General features: G+C 58.7%; 18 protein-coding genes. 14 read left to right on the top strand and 4 right to left on the bottom strand.

Going from position 1 to position 17,469, the window contains the following annotated elements; all coding sequences use genetic code 11:
- Positions 1-413 precede the first annotated feature (413 nt).
- Genes tssD through Q9R34_RS05930 form a run of 3 tightly spaced genes read left to right on the top strand, consistent with a single transcriptional unit; the run spans position 414 to position 1,844 of the window.
- Positions 414-899 (top strand): type VI secretion system tube protein TssD, encoded by a 486-nt coding sequence (tssD, locus tag Q9R34_RS05940; RefSeq protein WP_485892766.1) that lies wholly within the window; start codon positions 414-416, stop codon positions 897-899.
- A gap of 19 nt (positions 900-918) precedes the next feature.
- Positions 919-1,278, top strand: coding sequence for a tlde1 domain-containing protein (locus Q9R34_RS05935; RefSeq protein ID WP_485892764.1), 360 nt, complete (start codon positions 919-921; stop codon positions 1,276-1,278).
- Complete coding sequence (locus Q9R34_RS05930; protein WP_485892762.1) at positions 1,275-1,844, top strand: hypothetical protein; 570 nt, start codon at positions 1,275-1,277, stop codon at positions 1,842-1,844. The genes Q9R34_RS05935 and Q9R34_RS05930 overlap by 4 nt, the downstream gene beginning before the upstream one ends.
- Before the next feature lie 85 nt (positions 1,845-1,929).
- On the opposite strand, the gene flgN is transcribed toward Q9R34_RS05930, so the two are convergent.
- The 3 genes from flgN to flgA all read right to left on the bottom strand — a co-directional run bounded on the left by flgN (position 1,930) and on the right by flgA (position 3,432).
- On the bottom strand, positions 1,930-2,361 hold the full coding sequence (gene flgN / locus Q9R34_RS05925) for a flagellar export chaperone FlgN (RefSeq protein ID WP_434124639.1): 432 nt from the start codon (positions 2,359-2,361) through the stop codon (positions 1,930-1,932).
- Between the two features lie 5 nt (positions 2,362-2,366).
- Positions 2,367-2,669, bottom strand: coding sequence for a flagellar biosynthesis anti-sigma factor FlgM (flgM, locus tag Q9R34_RS05920; RefSeq protein WP_033750992.1), 303 nt, complete (start codon positions 2,667-2,669; stop codon positions 2,367-2,369).
- Positions 2,670-2,772: 103 nt separating this feature from the next.
- Complete coding sequence (gene flgA, locus Q9R34_RS05915) at positions 2,773-3,432, bottom strand: flagellar basal body P-ring formation chaperone FlgA (protein ID WP_434124641.1); 660 nt, start codon at positions 3,430-3,432, stop codon at positions 2,773-2,775.
- Positions 3,433-3,586: 154 nt separating this feature from the next.
- Between flgA and flgB the strand changes: the two genes are divergently transcribed.
- From flgB to flgL, 11 genes are all read left to right on the top strand, one after another.
- Positions 3,587-4,000, top strand: coding sequence for a flagellar basal body rod protein FlgB (flgB, locus tag Q9R34_RS05910; protein ID WP_033750987.1), 414 nt, complete (start codon positions 3,587-3,589; stop codon positions 3,998-4,000).
- A gap of 2 nt (positions 4,001-4,002) precedes the next feature.
- A complete protein-coding gene (gene flgC, locus Q9R34_RS05905) occupies positions 4,003-4,407 on the top strand; it encodes a flagellar basal body rod protein FlgC (RefSeq protein ID WP_033789486.1) in 405 nt (134 codons plus the stop codon).
- Between the two features lie 12 nt (positions 4,408-4,419).
- Positions 4,420-5,091 (top strand): flagellar hook assembly protein FlgD, encoded by a 672-nt coding sequence (gene flgD / locus Q9R34_RS05900; protein ID WP_434124642.1) that lies wholly within the window; start codon positions 4,420-4,422, stop codon positions 5,089-5,091.
- A gap of 26 nt (positions 5,092-5,117) precedes the next feature.
- The gene (gene flgE, locus Q9R34_RS05895) at positions 5,118-6,335 is read left to right on the top strand and encodes a flagellar hook protein FlgE (RefSeq protein ID WP_485892761.1); all 1,218 of its coding nucleotides are present in this window, start codon (positions 5,118-5,120) and stop codon (positions 6,333-6,335) included.
- A gap of 20 nt (positions 6,336-6,355) precedes the next feature.
- Positions 6,356-7,114 carry a flagellar basal body rod protein FlgF gene (locus Q9R34_RS05890; protein ID WP_033750975.1) on the top strand — a complete coding sequence of 253 codons (759 nt, stop codon included), beginning with the start codon at positions 6,356-6,358 and terminating at the stop codon, positions 7,112-7,114.
- Positions 7,115-7,129: 15 nt separating this feature from the next.
- Positions 7,130-7,912, top strand: coding sequence for a flagellar basal-body rod protein FlgG (gene flgG / locus Q9R34_RS05885; RefSeq protein WP_120452019.1), 783 nt, complete (start codon positions 7,130-7,132; stop codon positions 7,910-7,912).
- A 111-nt stretch (positions 7,913-8,023) separates the two neighbouring features.
- On the top strand, positions 8,024-8,686 hold the full coding sequence (locus Q9R34_RS05880; RefSeq protein ID WP_434124687.1) for a flagellar basal body L-ring protein FlgH: 663 nt from the start codon (positions 8,024-8,026) through the stop codon (positions 8,684-8,686).
- A 19-nt stretch (positions 8,687-8,705) separates the two neighbouring features.
- Positions 8,706-9,806, top strand: coding sequence for a flagellar basal body P-ring protein FlgI (locus tag Q9R34_RS05875; protein WP_485892760.1), 1,101 nt, complete (start codon positions 8,706-8,708; stop codon positions 9,804-9,806).
- Between the two features lie 2 nt (positions 9,807-9,808).
- Entirely contained in the window at positions 9,809-10,747 is a 939-nt protein-coding gene (flgJ, locus tag Q9R34_RS05870) for a flagellar assembly peptidoglycan hydrolase FlgJ (RefSeq protein WP_434124645.1), read from the top strand.
- 122 nt (positions 10,748-10,869) lie between these two features.
- Entirely contained in the window at positions 10,870-12,510 is a 1,641-nt protein-coding gene (flgK, locus tag Q9R34_RS05865) for a flagellar hook-associated protein FlgK (protein ID WP_485892759.1), read from the top strand.
- Between the two features lie 11 nt (positions 12,511-12,521).
- Positions 12,522-13,487: a flagellar hook-associated protein FlgL gene (gene flgL, locus Q9R34_RS05860; protein WP_485892758.1), complete on the top strand. Its 966-nt coding sequence runs from the start codon at positions 12,522-12,524 to the stop codon at positions 13,485-13,487.
- Between the two features lie 139 nt (positions 13,488-13,626).
- Here the strand turns inward: flgL and rne are convergent, their stop codons facing one another.
- On the bottom strand, positions 13,627-17,001 hold the full coding sequence (rne, locus tag Q9R34_RS05855) for a ribonuclease E (RefSeq protein ID WP_485892756.1): 3,375 nt from the start codon (positions 16,999-17,001) through the stop codon (positions 13,627-13,629).
- Positions 17,002-17,469: the final 468 nt, after the last annotated feature.

Below are 17,469 nucleotides of genomic sequence, written 5' to 3'. Positions count from 1 at the left end.
GGGGCTGGAACAGGGACGTTCCAGCCCCACCGGTCCGTCAGGCAGGCGAATAGCGTGAAGGTATCGCGTTAGCGGCGCGAGGACCGCCCGCCCCTGAGCGGCACCAGACTACGTTATCATCCCATGCTTAACTGGCTGGCATTACGTCTTAAGGGCGATTTTTTTGTACATCTGACAATGCAGACATAGCAGCCTGTGCAGTAGTGCAAGTAAAATCTATGTTTAACCTGTTCCAGTAATAAAATATGTATATTGATTTTAATGAGCCTCTCTCGCAGTTTTTTTGTTTTCATTTTTTTCATTCGGTTAAGTTAATCAGTATCAAACGACCATGAATTTTTGACGAGACTGTTTTAGCCCACCCCTTTTTATCTTTATAGTCTGTAATCAGGCCGTTAAAAGAGGAAAGGGGAATGGCTATACCAGTATATGCATGGCTGTATGATGATGCGGGTAATTTAATAAAAGGTTCTGCTGACGTTTCAGGAAGAGAAAACAGCATAGAGGTCTTGTCTGTAATGAGTCCGACCGAGGTTCCGGTTGATCCATATACAGGGAAAAGCGCTAGTGCGAGGTGCCATCAGCCACTCTACTTTGATAAAGTTATTGATTCATCTACACCCTCTTTATTAAAAGCGCTGACTAACGGTGAAAAGCTAAAATCCGCTAAGTTTCATTATTACAGAATTCATGATAATGGGCAGGAGGAACACTATTTCACCCTGTTTTTAGAAGGTGTTCAGGTCTGCTCTAACGCAACATTAATGTACGATATTAAAAGTCGCTACGGATCAGCGATAGAGCCTGTTGAATCTATTGCCTTATCCTATGAAAAGTTAACTTCACATTATGTTGACGGGAATATATTGCACGCTGACAGTTGGCGAGTCGGGGCTTGATAAAGGAGATGGAAAAGGTATGGCATGGATATATAAGCAAAGCACAGGAGAATTGTTTCATAACGGCGAAATGATTGAACAGGGGTATGCGGGAAGGATGACTAACAAAAATAACCCTGATCGCCAGCAGGTCCGCGGATTAGGCCCGTTACCCCAGGGAATGTATCATATCGGCGGTTATACGCATTCTAAAGGACCATTAACTATAACGTTAATAAAAACATCGGGCGAAAGTTATGGCCGTAGCGCTTTTCGTATCCATGGAGAGCGCATCGCGCCTCCGGCGGGATGGGCTTCTGAGGGATGCATAATTCTGGGTTATCACACTCGCCGTCTCATAGCTCTCTCATCGGACAGAACGCTAGAAGTGATAAGATGAAAAAACAATCTCTGTTTATCATGACCTCCATTTTGCTTATCTACTCAGCTGCTAATTTTGCCAATACAAACCGCTGCAGGGCGATTTTAGATGAGAAAATAATTTTGACCGATCAGCACTGTTTTAACACGTTTGTTAGCGGCGTTTCTGAGGGCGAAAAAGTATTTATAGCATTCACGCCTGCTCTATCCGGCAAAATTAATTCGGTTCAAAGCATTGCACTGCGGGACGCGCTGGTCAGTGCGTTACTGTCAGCGCCTGCTGAGACCCTTGAGACTTTAAATAAGATTGATAGCTATATCAGCCAGCAAGACCAGGATAGTGATACTGACAGAATAGGCAGCAACTCGGTCTGCGCGACGTTGCCTGACCCCGTTGTTTATAATAAGCCTTCGTTTCTGGAGTATGCTGAAAGGGCGAATAAAAGTCTTAAGACGACAGGGCAACAGGGCGCGCAATGCCTTTCGCTGGTTAATGGCGTTGTCGATGAGGTGTTAAATGATGAAAAACGCGGTCGAATAAAATGGGGGCTCAGGTCTTACTCTTTTGATGAAATTTCACGATGAAAGGCCGTCAGGAAGCGCCAACCGGTGATGCAGTATGCTTAAATTCAGAGGGAAAAGCCGGATTTGCGCTATCCGGCTTTGAATGTTATGCCTTCCGGCTTAGCGTCGCCTGACCTTTACCCAGCCCGTCCGGGCCGTAAAACGCCTGCGTCTGATGCGGCTTAAGCACGGTCAGCGCCTCTTCGGTAAAGCGAATCTGCTGAGTGAGCAGCAGACCGTTATGGGTATTGGCGTCGTTTAAGCGACGCGTCATCAGGCCGATACTCTGCCAGCGGCGCGTCATATCACTGTGACCAGCATAAGGCGCCTGGGTGCCGAGCTGCCGCTCGGTGCTGCGACGCATCTCGTCAAGATAGCTGAGCGTCGCCAGCAGCGCGCTTTTATCTTCGGTAATGCGCTGCAGCAGATTATTGTTAATCCTGCCCGCGGCCAGTTGGTGCTGCTCCTCTTCGAGAATGTTCGACAGCGAGGAAAGCACTTCCTGCATCTTATCTAGTGTGGTCAACAGGTTGATCATGGGGATTATTTACCCTCTAAATACGCCTTAGTGTCGGCAATCAGCGCATCGGCGATCTTGCCGGTATCCATTTTCAGTTCGCCATTGCGAATGGCGGTTTTCAGTTGTTCGACGCGCGCCACGTTAATGTCCTGGCTGCCCGGCTGGGTCAGCTGTGACTGCGCATTGCTCAGGCTGACCTGAGCAGCGGCGGGCGTGGTTGCGGTAGCGTTCGACGCCTGGCGCGTTTTACCGGTTGCAGACTCATTGCTTTCACGGGTCTGCACGGTCGCGACGGGCTTCAGAGGTTGCGTTCTGTCGATGCTCATATTCGGGCTCCTGTACGGTCAGGGGAAACTGCCACCTGAATCAGAATAGCGTAATCGCTTAATTGATTTCTCTATCGGCAGAAAAACAGTGTTCTTTAGCGCCTTATAGCGATATCAGAATATTCCCATCCGCATCCACTTTCCCGCTCACCACCTGACCGTTGCCCATGCGCACGCGCACCGACTGCGCCAGAATCGCATTGTTTAACGCTTTGCCTTCGCCGCTGGCGTTAAAGCCTTCGCCGCTGGCGATCACCATTACGCTCTGACCCGCCTTCACGCGCCACGGCTGACGCATCATCGACAGCGTCACCGGCTGGCCCGGCTGAATATCGCGCAGCACCACCGCATCCGCGACCGAGCCGGCGTCCAGCATGGCGCGCGCCGGCAGGGTATCGAGACGGCCGCTCTGCAAACGAAAATCGTCGGCGCTGACGGTCGAGCCGCGCGCCAGCAGGCGCGTCGCCACCAGATACTGGCCGGTAACCTGCACCTGCACCTGAAGAAAACGTCGCGTATCGCCGCAGGTAGCGGCCACGCTCATGGGGCCCCACAGGCGGCTATTGCCAGGCAGGCTGAACTGCGGCGCGTCGCAGGTCGGCCACTGCGCCTGTGGCGTCTTAATCTCCACCGTCATGCCCGCCGCATGCTGCGCGTCGCGAGCCTGAAAGAAACCCGTTAGCTGGGCGGAAAGATCGGCGGCGTCGGCGGGCAGGGCGAACAGCGCCAGCAGGCTGGCCAACAGGGCGGTAATGTTACGCATCAAATGACTCCTTGCTGCTAATGGCGACGAGTGTACTCGCGTCGCGACAAAATCAAGCCGAAAAATAGCCGTGGTTTTTAACGTTATTCAGACGATGGCTATTGCTTTTCTCCGCATAAGCTGTCCGCTCGAAATTCTCATTAGCGGAGGAAGCATGCTCGACAAACTGGATGCGGCGCTGCAGTTCGGCACTGAAGCCCTCAATCTGCGTGCTCAACGTCAGGAGATCCTGGCGTCAAACATTGCCAACGCCGATACCCCTGGCTATCAGGCGCGGGATATCGACTTTGCCAGCGAGCTCAGTCGGGTAATGAAAAATGGTCGCGCCGAAGGCAGCGGTATGTCGCTAAAGGTTACCTCGCCGCGTCATATCGAAGCGCAGGTCAACTCGGCGGCGTCGGCCAACCTGCTCTATCGCATTCCCGATCAGCCTGCAGCCGACGGTAACACCGTCGATATGGATCGCGAACGTACCCAGTTCGCGGACAACAGTCTGAAGTACCAGACCGACCTCACCCTCATCAGCAGCCAGATCAAGGGCATGATGAGCGTGTTACAAGGGCAATAAACATGGCACTGCTGAATATTTTTGACATTGCCGGGTCAGCGATGACCGCGCAATCCCAGCGTCTCAACGTCAGCGCCAGCAACCTGGCGAACGCCGACAGCGTCACCGGGCCTGACGGCAAGCCTTACGTGGCGAAGCAGGTGGTGTTTCAAACCGATGCGGCGCCCGGCGCGGCGACCGGCGGCGTCAAAGTGGCGCAGGTGCTGGACGATCCCTCTCCGGCAAAGCTGGTGTACGACCCGGGTAATCCGCTGGCGGATGACAAGGGCTACGTGAAGATGCCAAACGTGGACGTGGTGGCGGAATCCGTCAACACCATGTCGGCGTCGCGCAGCTATCAGGCCAACGTCGAGGTGTTGAACACAGTGAAATCAATGATGATGAAAACCCTGACGATGGGTTCCTGACGGAGATAACAGATGGGCATTGCAGTAGGCGTTAATGAGAAGCTGGACCCCACGGTCCTCAGCTCCTCCAGCAGCGGCACCAGCAACAGCGCGCAGGATCTGCAGAACCAGTTTCTGACCATGCTGGTCACGCAGTTAAAGAATCAGGACCCCACTAATCCGATGGACAACAGCCAGCTCACCACGCAGCTGGCGCAGATCAACACCCTGAGCGGCATTGAAAAACTCAATACCACGCTGGGTTCGATCTCCGGCCAGATCAGCACCAGCCAGTCGCTGCAGAGCTCGACGCTGATCGGCCACGGCGTCATGGTAAACGGCTCGCAGGTGCTGGTCGGCAAAGGCACCACCACGCCGTTTGGCGTCGAGCTGGCTACCGCGTCGACCGCCACCACCGCCACGGTGAAAGACGCAGGCGGCAACGTGGTGCGCACCATCGATCTGGGCGCGCTCTCGGCCGGCGTGCATACCTTCTCGTGGGACGGCACCCTGGCGGACAGCTCTACCGCGCCGGACGGCAAATATACGGTTTCAATCGCCGCCAGCAATGGCAGCACGCAGCTGGTGGCCCAGCCGCTCAACTACGCCTACATCAACGGCGTCTCGACGGCGAATAACACCACCAAACTGGATCTCGGCACCATGGGCGCCGCAACCCTTGATGAAGTACGTCAGATTCTCTGATTCATCCCTAAACAGGAGAAATAAACATGTCATTTTCCCAAGCGGTGAGCGGCCTGGGCGCTGCCTCCAGCAACCTTGACGTTATCGGCAACAACATCGCCAACTCCGCGACGGCGGGCTTTAAGTCCAGCACCATCGCCTTCGCCGATATGTTCGCCGGTTCCAACGTCGGCCTCGGCACCAAGGTGGCGGCGGTGATCCAGAACTTTAACGATGGCGCCACCACCACCACCAGCCGCGGCCTCGACGTCGCGCTGAGCGGCAACGGCTTCTTCCGTATGACTGACACCAGCGGCGCGGTTTACTACTCGCGCAACGGCCAGCTGACGCTGGATGAGAACCGTAACCTGGTGAACACTCAGGGCCTGAAAGTCACCGGCTATCCGGTCAGCGGCACGCCGCCGACGGTGCAGACCGGTGCCAACCCGGTTGCGCTGAGCATTCCGACCACGCAGATGTCGGCGCGCGCCACCACCACCGGGAGTCTGGTAGCCAACCTGAACTCTACCAGCGCCATTCCCACCGTGACGCCGTTCAGCGCCAGCAATGCCGACAGCCGTAACGCCAAAAGCACCATGACGGTCTATGACTCGCAGGGTAACGATCACACCCTTGATATGTATTTCGTCAAAACCGCCGATAACAACTGGACGGTCCATGCGATCGATTCGACGACTGGTACCAGCGCGGGTGATTTCACCATGGCGTTTGACAACAGCGGCAAACTGACTGGCATCAACGGCGGCACCGGCTCCACCGTTAACCTGACCATTAATGGCTCCAACGGCGCGGCGGCGGGGCAAACCATTTCGCTCAACATGCTGGGCAGCCTGCAGCAGAACACCGGCGCCACCACCTTTGGTAACCCGGCGCAGGATGGCTACGCACCGGGCGACCTGACCAGCTACGCCATTAACGACGACGGTACCATTACCGGCAGCTACTCCAACCAGAAAACTCAGCTGCTGGGCCAGATCGTGCTGGCCAGCTTCTCTAACCCGGAAGGGCTGCAGTCGCAGGGCGACAACGTCTGGTCCGCTACCAGCTCCTCTGGTCAGGCGGCGATCGGCCTGGCGAACACCGGCACCTACGGTTCGCTGACCTCCGGCGCGCTGGAAGCGTCGAACGTCGATATGAGCAAAGAGCTGGTGAACATGATCGTGGCGCAGCGCAACTATCAGGCGAACGCCCAGACCATCAAAACTCAGGACCAGATTCTCAACACCCTGGTTAACTTGCGTTAATTCACTAACGGGATTGCTTTATGGATCACGCGATATATACCGCAATGGGCGCGGCCAGCCAGACGCTGGATCAGCAGGCCGTCACGGCCAGCAACCTCGCCAACGCCTCAACGCCAGGCTTCCGCGCGCAGCTCAATGCGCTGCGCGCGGTGCCGGTCAGCGGCTGGTCGCTGCCGACGCGCACCCTGGTCGCCGCCTCGACGCCCGGCGCCGATATGAGCCAGGGCGCGATGGACAACACCGGACGCACGCTGGACGTGGCGATGGGGCAGGACGGCTGGCTGGCGGTGCGTACCGCTGACGGCAGCGAAGCCTATACCCGCAACGGCAATATGCAGATCAGCTCGACCGGCATTCTGACCGTCCAGGGCAATCCCGTCATGGGCGACGGCGGCCCCATCGCGGTGCCGCAGGGCGCCGAGCTGACCATCGCGGCGGACGGCACCATCACCTCGCGTAACGCGGGCGATGCGCCAAATGCCACGGTGCAGATCGGCCGCCTGAAGCTGGTGAAAGCGACCGGCAAAGAGATGCAGCGCGGCGACGACGGCATGTTCCGTCCTAACCAGCAGACCCAGGCGACGCGCGGCGCGGCGCTGGCCGCCGATGCCACGGTACAGGTCATGCCGGGCGTGCTGGAGGGCAGCAACGTCAAGCCGGTAGAGACCATGGTCGATATGATCGCCAACGCCCGACGTTTCGAGATGCAGATGAAAGTCATCACCAACGTCGACGAAAACGAACAAAAAGCCAACCAGCTGCTGAACATGAGCAGCTAAGGCAGAGGAAAAAAGATGATTCGTTCCTTATGGATCGCCAAAACCGGTCTTGACGCCCAGCAAACCAATATGGACGTTATCTCCAACAACCTGGCGAACGTCAGCACCAACGGCTTTAAACGTTCGCGCGCGGTGTTTGAAGATTTGATGTACCAGACCCTGCGTCAGCCGGGCACCCAGTCTTCCGAACAGACTACGCTGCCGTCGGGCCTGCAGATCGGTACCGGCGTGCGTCCGGTCACTACCGAGCGCCTGCACACACAGGGCAACCTGTCGCAGACCAGCAACTCCAAAGATGTGGCCATTAACGGCCAGGGCTATTTTGAAGTGCAGCTGCCGGACGGCACCTCCGCCTACACCCGCGACGGCTCATTCCAGGTGGACCAGAACGGCCAGCTGGTCAACAACGCCGGCTATCCGGTGCAGCCAGGCATCACGATCCCGGCCAACGCCACCAGCATCACCATCTCGCGCGACGGCGTGGTGAGCGTGACGCAGCAGGGCCAGACCAACCCGGCGCAGGTGGGGCAGTTGACCCTCAGCACCTTTATTAACGACGCCGGTCTCGACAGCATGGGCGAAAACCTCTACCAGGAAACCCAGGCGTCAGGCGCGCCGACCCAGAGCACGCCGGGCCAGAACGGTGCGGGTCTGCTTTATCAGGGCTATGTGGAAACCTCTAACGTCAACGTGGCGGAAGAGCTGGTCACCATGATCCAGACGCAGCGCGCTTATGAAATCAACAGCAAGGCAATTAGCACCTCCGACCAAATGCTGCAGAAATTAACGCAGATTTAATGTCGGTTATCAGGGCCAGCGCTGGCTGGCCTGTAGTCAACACATCTAAAAGGTCGTGACTCCGTGGCGAAGCAACTGAACATAAAGCCTGGACATTGGTTGGTGGCAACAATGCTGCTGACCCTTAACGGTTGTGCGTTAGTGCCGCGCACGCCGCTGGTGGAAGGGGCAACAACGGCGCAGCCGCTGCCTTCCGCGCCGCCGGTGGTCAACGGCTCTATTTTTCAAGGCGTCGCGCCGCTCAACTACGGCTATCAGCCGCTGTTTGAGGATCGTCGCCCGCGTAATATCGGCGATACGCTCACTATCGTCCTGCAGGAAAACGTCAGCGCCAGCAAGAGCTCTTCTGCTAACGCATCGCGCGACGGCAGCGCCAACTTCGGCCTCGACGCTATTCCGACCGGTCTGAACGGCCTGGTGGGCGCAGACGGCTCAAAAGCCAACCTGGGCGCCAATGGCAAAAACGATTTCGCTGGCAAAGGCGGCGCAACCGCCAACAACACCTTTACCGGCACCATTACCGTCACCGTGAACCAGGTGCTGTCGAACGGCAACCTGCGCGTGGTCGGCGAGAAGCAGATCGAGATTAACCAGGGCACCGAGTTTATTCGCTTCTCTGGCGTGGTGAACCCGCGCACGATCAGCGCCAGCAACTCGGTACTGTCGACGGCGGTGGCCGATGCCCGCATCGAATATGTCGGCAATGGATATATTAATGAAGCGCAGACCATGGGCTGGTTCCAGCGTTTCTTCCTGAACATCTCGCCGATGTAATGAGGTCATGATGAAAAGTGTGAAAAGTTTACTGCTCGGCCTGAGCCTGACGCTCGGCCTCTGCCTCAGCGCCCACGCGGATCGCATTCGCGATCTGGCCAGCGTGCAGGGCGTGCGCGATAACCAGCTGATTGGCTATGGCCTGGTCGTGGGCCTCGACGGCACCGGTGACCAGACCACCCAGACGCCGTTTACCACGCAAACCGTCAGCAACATGCTCTCCCAGCTCGGCATTACCGTGCCGCAGGGCACCAACATGCAGCTGAAAAACGTCGCGGCGGTCATGGTAACGGCGCAGCTGCCCGCCTTCGCCCGTCAGGGGCAGACCATCGACGTGGTGGTCTCCTCGCTGGGCAACGCCAAAAGCCTGCGCGGCGGCACCCTGATCATGACGCCAATGAAAGGCGTCGACAACCAGGTCTACGCGCTGGCACAGGGCAATATTCTGGTGGGCGGTGCGGGTGCGTCCGCAGGCGGCAGCAGCGTGCAGGTCAACCAGCTTAACGGCGGCCGTATTACCGGTGGCGCCACCGTTGAGCGCGAACTGCAAAGCAACTTCGGCAGCCAGAACACCCTTAACCTGCAGCTGAACAACGAAGATTTCTCCATGGCGCAGCGCATCGCCGACGCCATCAACGGACGCGGCGGCTACGGCCAGGCGACGGCGCTTGACGCCCGTACCGTGCAGGTGCGCGTTTCGCCGAACAACAGCTCCCAGGTGCGTATGCTGGCGGAGATCCTGAATATCGACGTTTCGATTCCGATTGAAGACGCCAAAGTGATCATCAACTCGCGCACCGGGTCGGTGGTGATGAACCGCGAAGTGACGTTGAGCACCTGTGCGGTGGCGCAGGGCAACCTGTCGGTCACGGTCAACCAGTCGCAGAACGTCAGCCAGCCGAATACGCCGTTTGGCGGCGGTCAGACGGTGGTGACGCCGCAGACGCAGATCGATCTGCGCCAGAGCGGCGGCGCGCTGCAGCGCGTCAGCGCCAGCGCCAACCTGAACAACGTGGTGCGCGCGCTTAACGCCTTAGGCGCCTCGCCAATCGAGCTGATGTCGATCCTGCAATCGATGGAGAGCGCGGGCTGCCTGCGCGCCAAACTGGAAATTATCTGACGATGGATACGCAATCGCTGATGAGGGCGGCCTTTGATAGCCGCTCGCTGAACGACCTGAAGCGCGAAGCCAGCACCGACCCGAAAGGCAAGGCGCTGCAGGTGGCGAAACAGGTTGAGGGCATGTTTGTGCAGATGATGATGAAGAGCATGCGCGAAGCGCTGCCGCAGGACGGCATCTTCAGCAATGAATCGACCAAAATGTTTACCTCGATGTACGATCAGCAGATTGCGCAAGAGATTGGCAAGCGCGGTCTGGGCATGGCCGATCTTATCGTCAGGCAGATGCAGCCGGCGCAGGAGCCCGACGAGCGCGCCGGCACCGTGCCGATGCCGCTCGACGACAGCTTCATCTACAGCGCGGCGGCCTCCAGCCAGCTGGAGCAGATAGTGCGCAAAGCGGTGCCGCGCCTGCCGGTCTCGCCGACCAACCTGCCTGCCGACAGCAGCGAGTTTATCGCCCAGCTGGCGCAGCCGGCGCAGGCCGCCAGCGCTGAAAGCGGCATTCCGCACCACCTGATTCTGGCGCAGGCAGCGCTGGAGTCGGGCTGGGGCCAGCGCCAGATCCTGACCCGTGACGGCAAGCCGAGCTACAACGTCTTTGGCATTAAGGCGAGCGGTAACTGGACGGGCGAAACCACCGATATCATGACCACCGAGTATGAGCGGGGCGAGGCGAAGAAGGTGCGCGCCAGCTTCCGCGTCTACCACTCCTATTTCGAGGCGCTTACCGACTACGTCAAACTGCTCTCGAACAACCCGCGCTACGCCGCCGTCACCAGCGCGCAGACTGCCGAGCAGGGCGCACACGCGCTGCAGGCCGCCGGTTACGCTACCGATCCTAAGTATGCGCAGAAGCTGGTGGGAATGATTCAGCAATTCAAGAACATGGGTGAGAAAGTGGTGAAGGCGTACAGCAAAGATTTAAACGATCTCTTCTAGCGGCTCAGCCTCAAGTTTCACGCCGGCGCGCCGATAATATCAGCAGATGCCAGACGCGTTTTTTGCGCACGGGCGAGCCTTGATGAGTGCGAGCCCGCTTAACGGGAAAGAAAGGAACCGAAATGTCCAGCATAATAAACTCTGCGATGAGTGGGCTGAGCGCCGCACAGGCGGCGCTCAGCACCACCAGCAACAACATCACCAACTATACGGTCGCAGGCTACTCGCGGCAGACGATTTTGCTGTCGCAGGCGAACAGCACCCTGCAGGGCAGCAGCTACTACGGCAATGGCGTGAACATCACCGGCGTACAGCGCGAGTATGACGAGTTCATCACGGCGCAGCTGCGCAGTTCCAGTGCCACCTACAGCGCGGCCAATACCCAGTACTCGCAAATCTCCAACATCGACGATCTGCTTTCTACTTCAACCACCAGCCTCTCGACGTCGATTCAGAGCTTCTTTACTAACCTGCAGAACGTGGTGAGCAACGCGAACGATCCGTCGGCGCGTCAGTCGATGCTGAGCAACGCCCAGGGGCTGGTGAATCAGTTCCAGACCACCGCGCAGTATCTGACCAATATGCAGAACAGCGTCAATACCGATGTCGCTTCGAACGTTAATCAGATCAACACCTTTACCAGCCAGATCGCCGATCTCAACAAGCAAATTGGCAAGCTGAGCACCGCAGGCGGCGCGCAGCCGAACGATCTGATGGATCAGCGCGACCAGCTGGTCAATAGCCTGAACAATATTGTTGGCGTCAGCGTCTCTAAGCAGGACGGCAACTATATCGTCTCAATGGGTAGCGTGACGCTGGTCAACGGCAACAAAGCTACCAGCCTGGTCGCGATGCCCTCCAGCAGCGATACGACGCGCACCACCGTCGGCTATGTCGATAACAGCGCTGGCAACGTCCAGATTGCAGAAAAGGATATCAGTACCGGCTCGCTGGGCGGTCTGCTGGCTTTCCGCTCGCAGGACCTGGACAGCGCGCAGAACCAGCTCGGCCAGCTGGCGGCCGCCTTTACCACCAGCTTCAACGCGGTGCATAAGCAGGGCTACGACAGCAACGGCAATCAGGGCGCGGACTTTTTCACTATCGGCAGCCCAACGGTGCAGAGCAACAGTAAAAACAGCTCCGCCACGACCGTAACGGCGAGCTGGACCGATACCAGCGCGCTGAAAGCCTCTAATTATACCGTCAGCTATGACGGTGCGAACTGGAACGTCATGCGCGCGTCCGACAACGTGAAGATAACCGCCACGGCCGGCACCGACGCCTCGGGTAACGCCACGCTGAGCTTCGACGGTGTCCAGCTGACCGTGAACGGCACGCCGAGCGCGCAGGACAGCTTCCTGGTGAAACCGGTGCAGAACGTTATCGGCGGCATGTCGGTCGCCATTACCAATGAATCGCAGATCGCTGCGGCGGGCGCGACGGGCGGCGAAAGCGACAACCGCAACGCCCAGAAGCTGCTGGCGCTGCAGGACGCGAAGCTGGTGAACGGCAACGCGACGCTGTCGCAGGCTTACGCCAGCATCGTCAGCACCGTCGGCAACAAAACCAGCACGCTGGAAACCGCCAGCACCACGCAGAAAAACGTCGTGACGCAGCTGACCGATCGCCAGCAGTCGGTATCTGGCGTCAACCTTGATGAAGAGTACGCCAACCTGACCAGGTATCAGCAGTACTACATGGCGAACGCGCAGGTGCTGAAAACCGCCAGCTCGATTTTCGACGCGCTGCTTAACATCCGCTAAGGAAAAGAACTATGCGACTCAGTACCAATATGATTTTTGACCAGCAGGTGCGTGGCATCAGCGATTCGCAATCCTCCTGGCTGAAAGTGGGCCAGCAGCTCTCCAGCGGCCGCCGCGTCAACAATCCCTCAGACGATCCTATCGCCGCGTCGCGCTCCGTGGTGCTGGCGCAGACTCAGGCACAGAGCAGCCAGTACTCACTGGCGCGCACCTTTGCGACGCAGGGATTGTCGATGGAAGAGAATACGCTCACCGGCGTCACCAGCACCATCCAGGATGCGCAGACGCTGATCGTAAACGGCTCGACCGGCACGTTGAGCGACGACGACCGCGGCTCTATCGCCACCCAGCTGGAGGGCCTGCGCTCGCAGCTGCTGAACCTGGCGAACAGCAAAGACGGCAACGGCCGCTATATCTTCGCCGGCTATAAAACCGACAGCGCGCCTTTCGTCGACAACGGCAGCGGCGCGGTCACCTATGCGGGCGGCAGCGACGCCATTACGCAGAAGGTGGATACCAGCCGCACCATGACCGTAGGCCACACCGGCGACGATATCTTTATGTCAATTACCGGCAACGCTAAAAAAGAGCCGGACGGCAGCGCCAGCGAAACCAATATCTTTAATATGCTCGACAGCGCTATCGCCGCGCTGAAAACGCCGCTGGCAAACGCCGACGACGCCGCGAAAAAGACGTTTCAGGATGCGATGGATAAAACCAACCGTGGCCTGGGCAACTCGCTGAACAATGTGCTGACCGTGCGCTCCGAGATCGGCACCCAGCTCTCTGAACTGAGCACGCTGGATGGGCAGGGCGGCAACCGCGACGTTATCCTGAGCAGCGAAATGAGCGACCTGGTCGACACCGACTACACCTCCGCGATCTCCAGCTATACCATGCAGCAGACGGCGCTTCAGGCCTCTTATAAAACCTTTACCGACATGTCCAAAATGTCGCTGTTCCAGCTTAACGCCTGACAAAACCTGATTCGAGCATGCCTGAACCGGACATGCTCATTTTTGTCCCACGACCCTGACCGGTATCGTGGGATTTTTTTATCTCTGAGCAATAAAAAACCCCGGCTTGCCGGGGTTTTTTGTAGGTCGCGTCGGGTGATTACGCGCTTTCAGGTCGGGTCGCCGGAGCGGTGGCCTGATGCGTGGCGCTGTGACCGCCCGCTGCACCTTTGCCTTCGAAGGCGAACGGCGCACGCACCCAGTCGCTGTGGCGTGCCGGCTCAGGCTGCCAGGCTGGCGCCGGGGCTTTCGTCATCGGCGCAGAAGCGTGATGGGTAAAGCGAACGGCGGCTTCCTGCGGCATGATTGCCTGCGGCGCGGCGTCACGTGCCGGAACGGGCGCATGCGGCTCGCTAAGCGGCTCAGGCGCGCGCTCTGCTGCAACCGGCGCATTCAGCACCTCTTCAACCTGCGCTTCTGCTTCCGGCGTAACGTCATGCGCGGATTCAGCGGCAATCTCGGTAGCGTCAGCGGCTGGCGTCGCCTCTTCAACCATCGGCGCAGCGGGAACAGCCTGCTCGGCGATCGCTTCCGCTACGGCTTCGTCGGCGGCCGGGATAACGGCAGGTTCATGATTTACCGGGGCCTCAATCGGCGCGGTGTTATCCGTATTCACCAGAGCGACCGGCGTTTCCGCCTGAGGTTCAGCCTGCTGCACGTCCTTAGCCTGCCCGGCTTCAGCGACATTCGGCTGCGGTAGATGCTGAGCCTCACCCTGCTGCACGTCGGCACCCGTCGTCTGCGGTGCAGTATCGGCGACAGACGGCGCGGCTTCGGCAGCGGCAACGGGCAGAGCGATAGCGCCTGCGGTCTCTTGCTGGTCAGAGACCGGCGCATCCTGCTGAGGCGCCTGCATCTCTACCGGCTGAGCGACCGGATAGCGTACCCAGACCTTGCCGGAGGCCATCTCTGGCGACGCGGCAGCAGCAGCCAGCGGCATCGCTGACTCGGAGGGATAACGCTCGTCGCGATAGCGACGACGACGCTGGCCGCTGACGCGCAGGTGGCGCGGCGAACGGCGCGAGCGGCGCGGCATATTGCCGTTGTCGCGGTTTTCCGCCTCATCCTGCTCGAACGGGGCTGGCTCGTCGATCTGCGACGCGCTGCGTGCGACCTCTGGCTGTGTTTCCACTGCGTCCGCTGTCGGCTGCTCCGTCTCACCGCCGATACGCACTTTCTGCGTCAGCTGGCGCGGCTTGCGGCGCGGCATCACCTGAACGCGCTCATCTTCCTGCGCTTCCGGGGTTTCGACGACATCAGCAACGGCGGCGGTTTCAGCGGCTTTGCTCGCTTCCTGCTGCGCACGCTTCTCTTCCTGACGACGACGCTGGCGCTCGGCGCGCTGTTCGCGACGCTGCTGCTGTTGCTCTTCGCGCTGCTGGCGCGCTTCATCGCTCAGAACTGGGCTGCGCTCTTCGCGCGCGTCGTTCTGCGGTGACTGGCGCTTGTTGCGACGCGTATCGGCGTTGTCGCGCGGCTCACGGCTTTCACGCGGTTCGCGATTTTCACGCGGTTCGCGATTTTCGCGTGGCTCGCGGCTCTCACGGTTTTCACGCGGCTCGCGGCTGTCGCCATTGCGCGGCGTACGCTCGCGACGGTTGTTGTTGCGGCGATTGTTGCGGCGATCGCCGCGCTCTTTGGCGCTGCTGTCGTTCTCGCTGCCTTCGCTGCTGGCCTGCGGCGCTGGCGTCGCTTCCACGGCGGGTGCCGGAGCGGGCTCGTCGCCGCCGAACAGTTTTTTCAGCAGTCGGCTAAAGAAGCCGGTACCGCTGGCGGCGGCTGGGGCGGCGGCGGCCGGTTTGGCTGCAGGCTGTGGCTCAACGGCTTTAGGCTGCTCGGCAGGGGTCTCTGCCGGCGCCGGTGGCGCGTCAGGCATGACGAAAGCGGCCAGCGCAGGTTGCTCAGGACGACGGCGCTCGGCGTGCTCCTCTTCCGACGGCATCGCCATTTCAGCTTCATGCAGCTTCGGCAGGTGATAGCTGAGGGTCTGTGTCTCTTCGCCTTTGCGCACGCGCAGCACGGAGTAGTGCGGCGTTTCCATACGGTCGTCCGGCACGATAATCGCGCGAACGCCGCCCTGGCGCTTCTCAATCGCGTTCACCGCTTCACGTTTTTCGTTCAGCAGGTAAGAGGCGATCTGCACCGGGACAATGGCGTGCACCTCTTTGGTATTGTCTTTCAGCGCTTCTTCTTCAATCAGGCGCAGGATTGACAGCGACAGCGATTCGTTGTCGCGGATGGTGCCGGTGCCGCTACAGCGCGGACAGACGTGATGGCTCGACTCGCCCAGCGACGGGCTGAGGCGCTGGCGCGACATCTCCAGCAGGCCGAAGCGCGAAATATGGCTGATCTGAATACGCGCGCGATCCTGACGCACCGCTTCGCGCAGGCGATTTTCCACCGCGCGCTGGTGACGCACCGGCGTCATATCGATAAAGTCGATAACAATCAGGCCACCCAGGTCGCGCAGACGCAGCTGACGCGCGATCTCATCTGCGGCTTCCAGGTTGGTGTTGAAGGCCGTCTCTTCGATATCGCCGCCGCGCGTAGCGCGCGCCGAGTTAATGTCGATAGCGGTCAGCGCTTCGGTGCTGTCGATAACAATTGAACCGCCTGACGGCAGGCGCACCTCGCGCTGGAAGGCGGACTCAATCTGCGATTCGATCTGGTAGTGGCTGAACAGCGGGATCTCGCCGGTATAGAGCTTGATTTTGCTGCTAAAGTCGGGACGACCAAGGGCAGCGATATGCTGGCGCGCCAGCTCAAGCACTTTCGGGTTGTCGATCAGGATTTCGCCAATGTCCTGGCGCAGGTAGTCGCGGAAGGCGCGCACGATAACGTTGCTTTCCTGATGGATCAGGAAAGGCGCAGGGCGGTTTTCAGCGGCTTTTTTGATCGCTTCCCAGTGCTTCAGACGGAAGCTCAGATCCCACTGCAGCGCCTCGGCGGATTTACCGACGCCAGCGGTGCGTACGATCAGGCCCATGCCGTCCGGCAGCTCCAGCGACGAGAGCGCCTCTTTCAGCTCGGTGCGATCGTCTCCTTCGATGCGGCGGGAAATGCCGCCCGCGCGCGGATTATTCGGCATCAGCACCAGATAGCTACCCGCCAGAGAGATAAAGGTGGTCAGCGCTGCGCCTTTGTTGCCGCGCTCTTCCTTATCGATCTGAACAATCACTTCCTGGCCTTCGCGCAGCACCTCTTTAATATTCGGACGGCCTTGCGCGTTATAACTGGATGGGAAGTATTCGCGGGAGATTTCTTTCAGGGGGAGAAAACCGTGGCGCTCGGCGCCGTAATCGACAAACGCAGCTTCGAGGCTGGGTTCAATGCGGGTGATCTTACCTTTGTAGATGTTGGCTTTTTTCTGTTCGTGTCCGGGGCTTTCAATATCCAGATCGTACAGGCGTTGTCCATCAACCAGGGCAACGCGCAACTCCTCCTGCTGAGTTGCATTAATTAACATTCTTTTCATCGTTTCTGACTCGTTATTCTCACATGAGTGATAAAGCTGCGGGCATAGTTACCCTGGACGAGTTCTGACCGATGGCCCCGTGACTAAGTGCCTTACGTCAACCTCCCGGTTGTCGACTGCGCGAGGGGCGCAAATAACGTCGGTGGCCTGTTTTTCATAAGGAAAAACAGCGCCGTTGCGCTGAAATGCCTGAGAGAAATTGATAACTCCTGCATTTCAAACTTCCGTCCAGGCCGCAACCCGCAGCCCGCTAAGTGCCTGAATAAACATCACGTCTTACGCCATTGCTGCGTGTGCGTTTCATTCGGCAAAATGACTAATTAGCTCTTTTTCTGGCCTGAAATGCATCAGACGAGAAACTCAGGCATTATTCCATTGCTAACCTTCATATAGCAAGGCGACTTTTGCCGCCAGATGAAGATTAGTGATGCATAACACCTTAATATGTCGGACGAATGAGCAGGCTGC

It is taken from the genome of Enterobacter sp. BRE11 (assembly GCF_031844285.1).
In the GTDB taxonomy this organism is placed as follows: Bacteria; Pseudomonadota; Gammaproteobacteria; order Enterobacterales; family Enterobacteriaceae; genus Pantoea.
This window is presented reverse-complemented; position numbering and strand designations above follow the sequence as displayed.

What these genes read in the sequence shown, in the direction of transcription:
- flgK (WP_485892759.1), top strand. Translation starts at nt 10,870, where the DNA reads ATGTCCAGCATAATAAACTCTGCGATGAGTGGGCTGAGCGCCGCACAG.
- Q9R34_RS05935 (WP_485892764.1), top strand. Translation starts at nt 919, where the DNA reads ATGGCATGGATATATAAGCAAAGCACAGGAGAATTGTTTCATAACGGC.
- flgM (WP_033750992.1), bottom strand. Translation starts at nt 2,669, where the DNA reads ATGAGCATCGACAGAACGCAACCTCTGAAGCCCGTCGCGACCGTGCAG.
- Q9R34_RS05880 (WP_434124687.1), top strand. Translation starts at nt 8,024, where the DNA reads ATGCTGCTGACCCTTAACGGTTGTGCGTTAGTGCCGCGCACGCCGCTG.
- flgA (WP_434124641.1), bottom strand. Translation starts at nt 3,432, where the DNA reads ATGCGTAACATTACCGCCCTGTTGGCCAGCCTGCTGGCGCTGTTCGCC.
- Q9R34_RS05890 (WP_033750975.1), top strand. Translation starts at nt 6,356, where the DNA reads ATGGATCACGCGATATATACCGCAATGGGCGCGGCCAGCCAGACGCTG.
- flgB (WP_033750987.1), top strand. Translation starts at nt 3,587, where the DNA reads ATGCTCGACAAACTGGATGCGGCGCTGCAGTTCGGCACTGAAGCCCTC.
- flgL (WP_485892758.1), top strand. Translation starts at nt 12,522, where the DNA reads ATGCGACTCAGTACCAATATGATTTTTGACCAGCAGGTGCGTGGCATC.
- flgC (WP_033789486.1), top strand. Translation starts at nt 4,003, where the DNA reads ATGGCACTGCTGAATATTTTTGACATTGCCGGGTCAGCGATGACCGCG.
- flgG (WP_120452019.1), top strand. Translation starts at nt 7,130, where the DNA reads ATGATTCGTTCCTTATGGATCGCCAAAACCGGTCTTGACGCCCAGCAA.
- rne (WP_485892756.1), bottom strand. Translation starts at nt 17,001, where the DNA reads ATGAAAAGAATGTTAATTAATGCAACTCAGCAGGAGGAGTTGCGCGTT.
- flgJ (WP_434124645.1), top strand. Translation starts at nt 9,809, where the DNA reads ATGGATACGCAATCGCTGATGAGGGCGGCCTTTGATAGCCGCTCGCTG.
- Q9R34_RS05930 (WP_485892762.1), top strand. Translation starts at nt 1,275, where the DNA reads ATGAAAAAACAATCTCTGTTTATCATGACCTCCATTTTGCTTATCTAC.
- flgN (WP_434124639.1), bottom strand. Translation starts at nt 2,361, where the DNA reads ATGATCAACCTGTTGACCACACTAGATAAGATGCAGGAAGTGCTTTCC.
- flgD (WP_434124642.1), top strand. Translation starts at nt 4,420, where the DNA reads ATGGGCATTGCAGTAGGCGTTAATGAGAAGCTGGACCCCACGGTCCTC.
- flgE (WP_485892761.1), top strand. Translation starts at nt 5,118, where the DNA reads ATGTCATTTTCCCAAGCGGTGAGCGGCCTGGGCGCTGCCTCCAGCAAC.
- tssD (WP_485892766.1), top strand. Translation starts at nt 414, where the DNA reads ATGGCTATACCAGTATATGCATGGCTGTATGATGATGCGGGTAATTTA.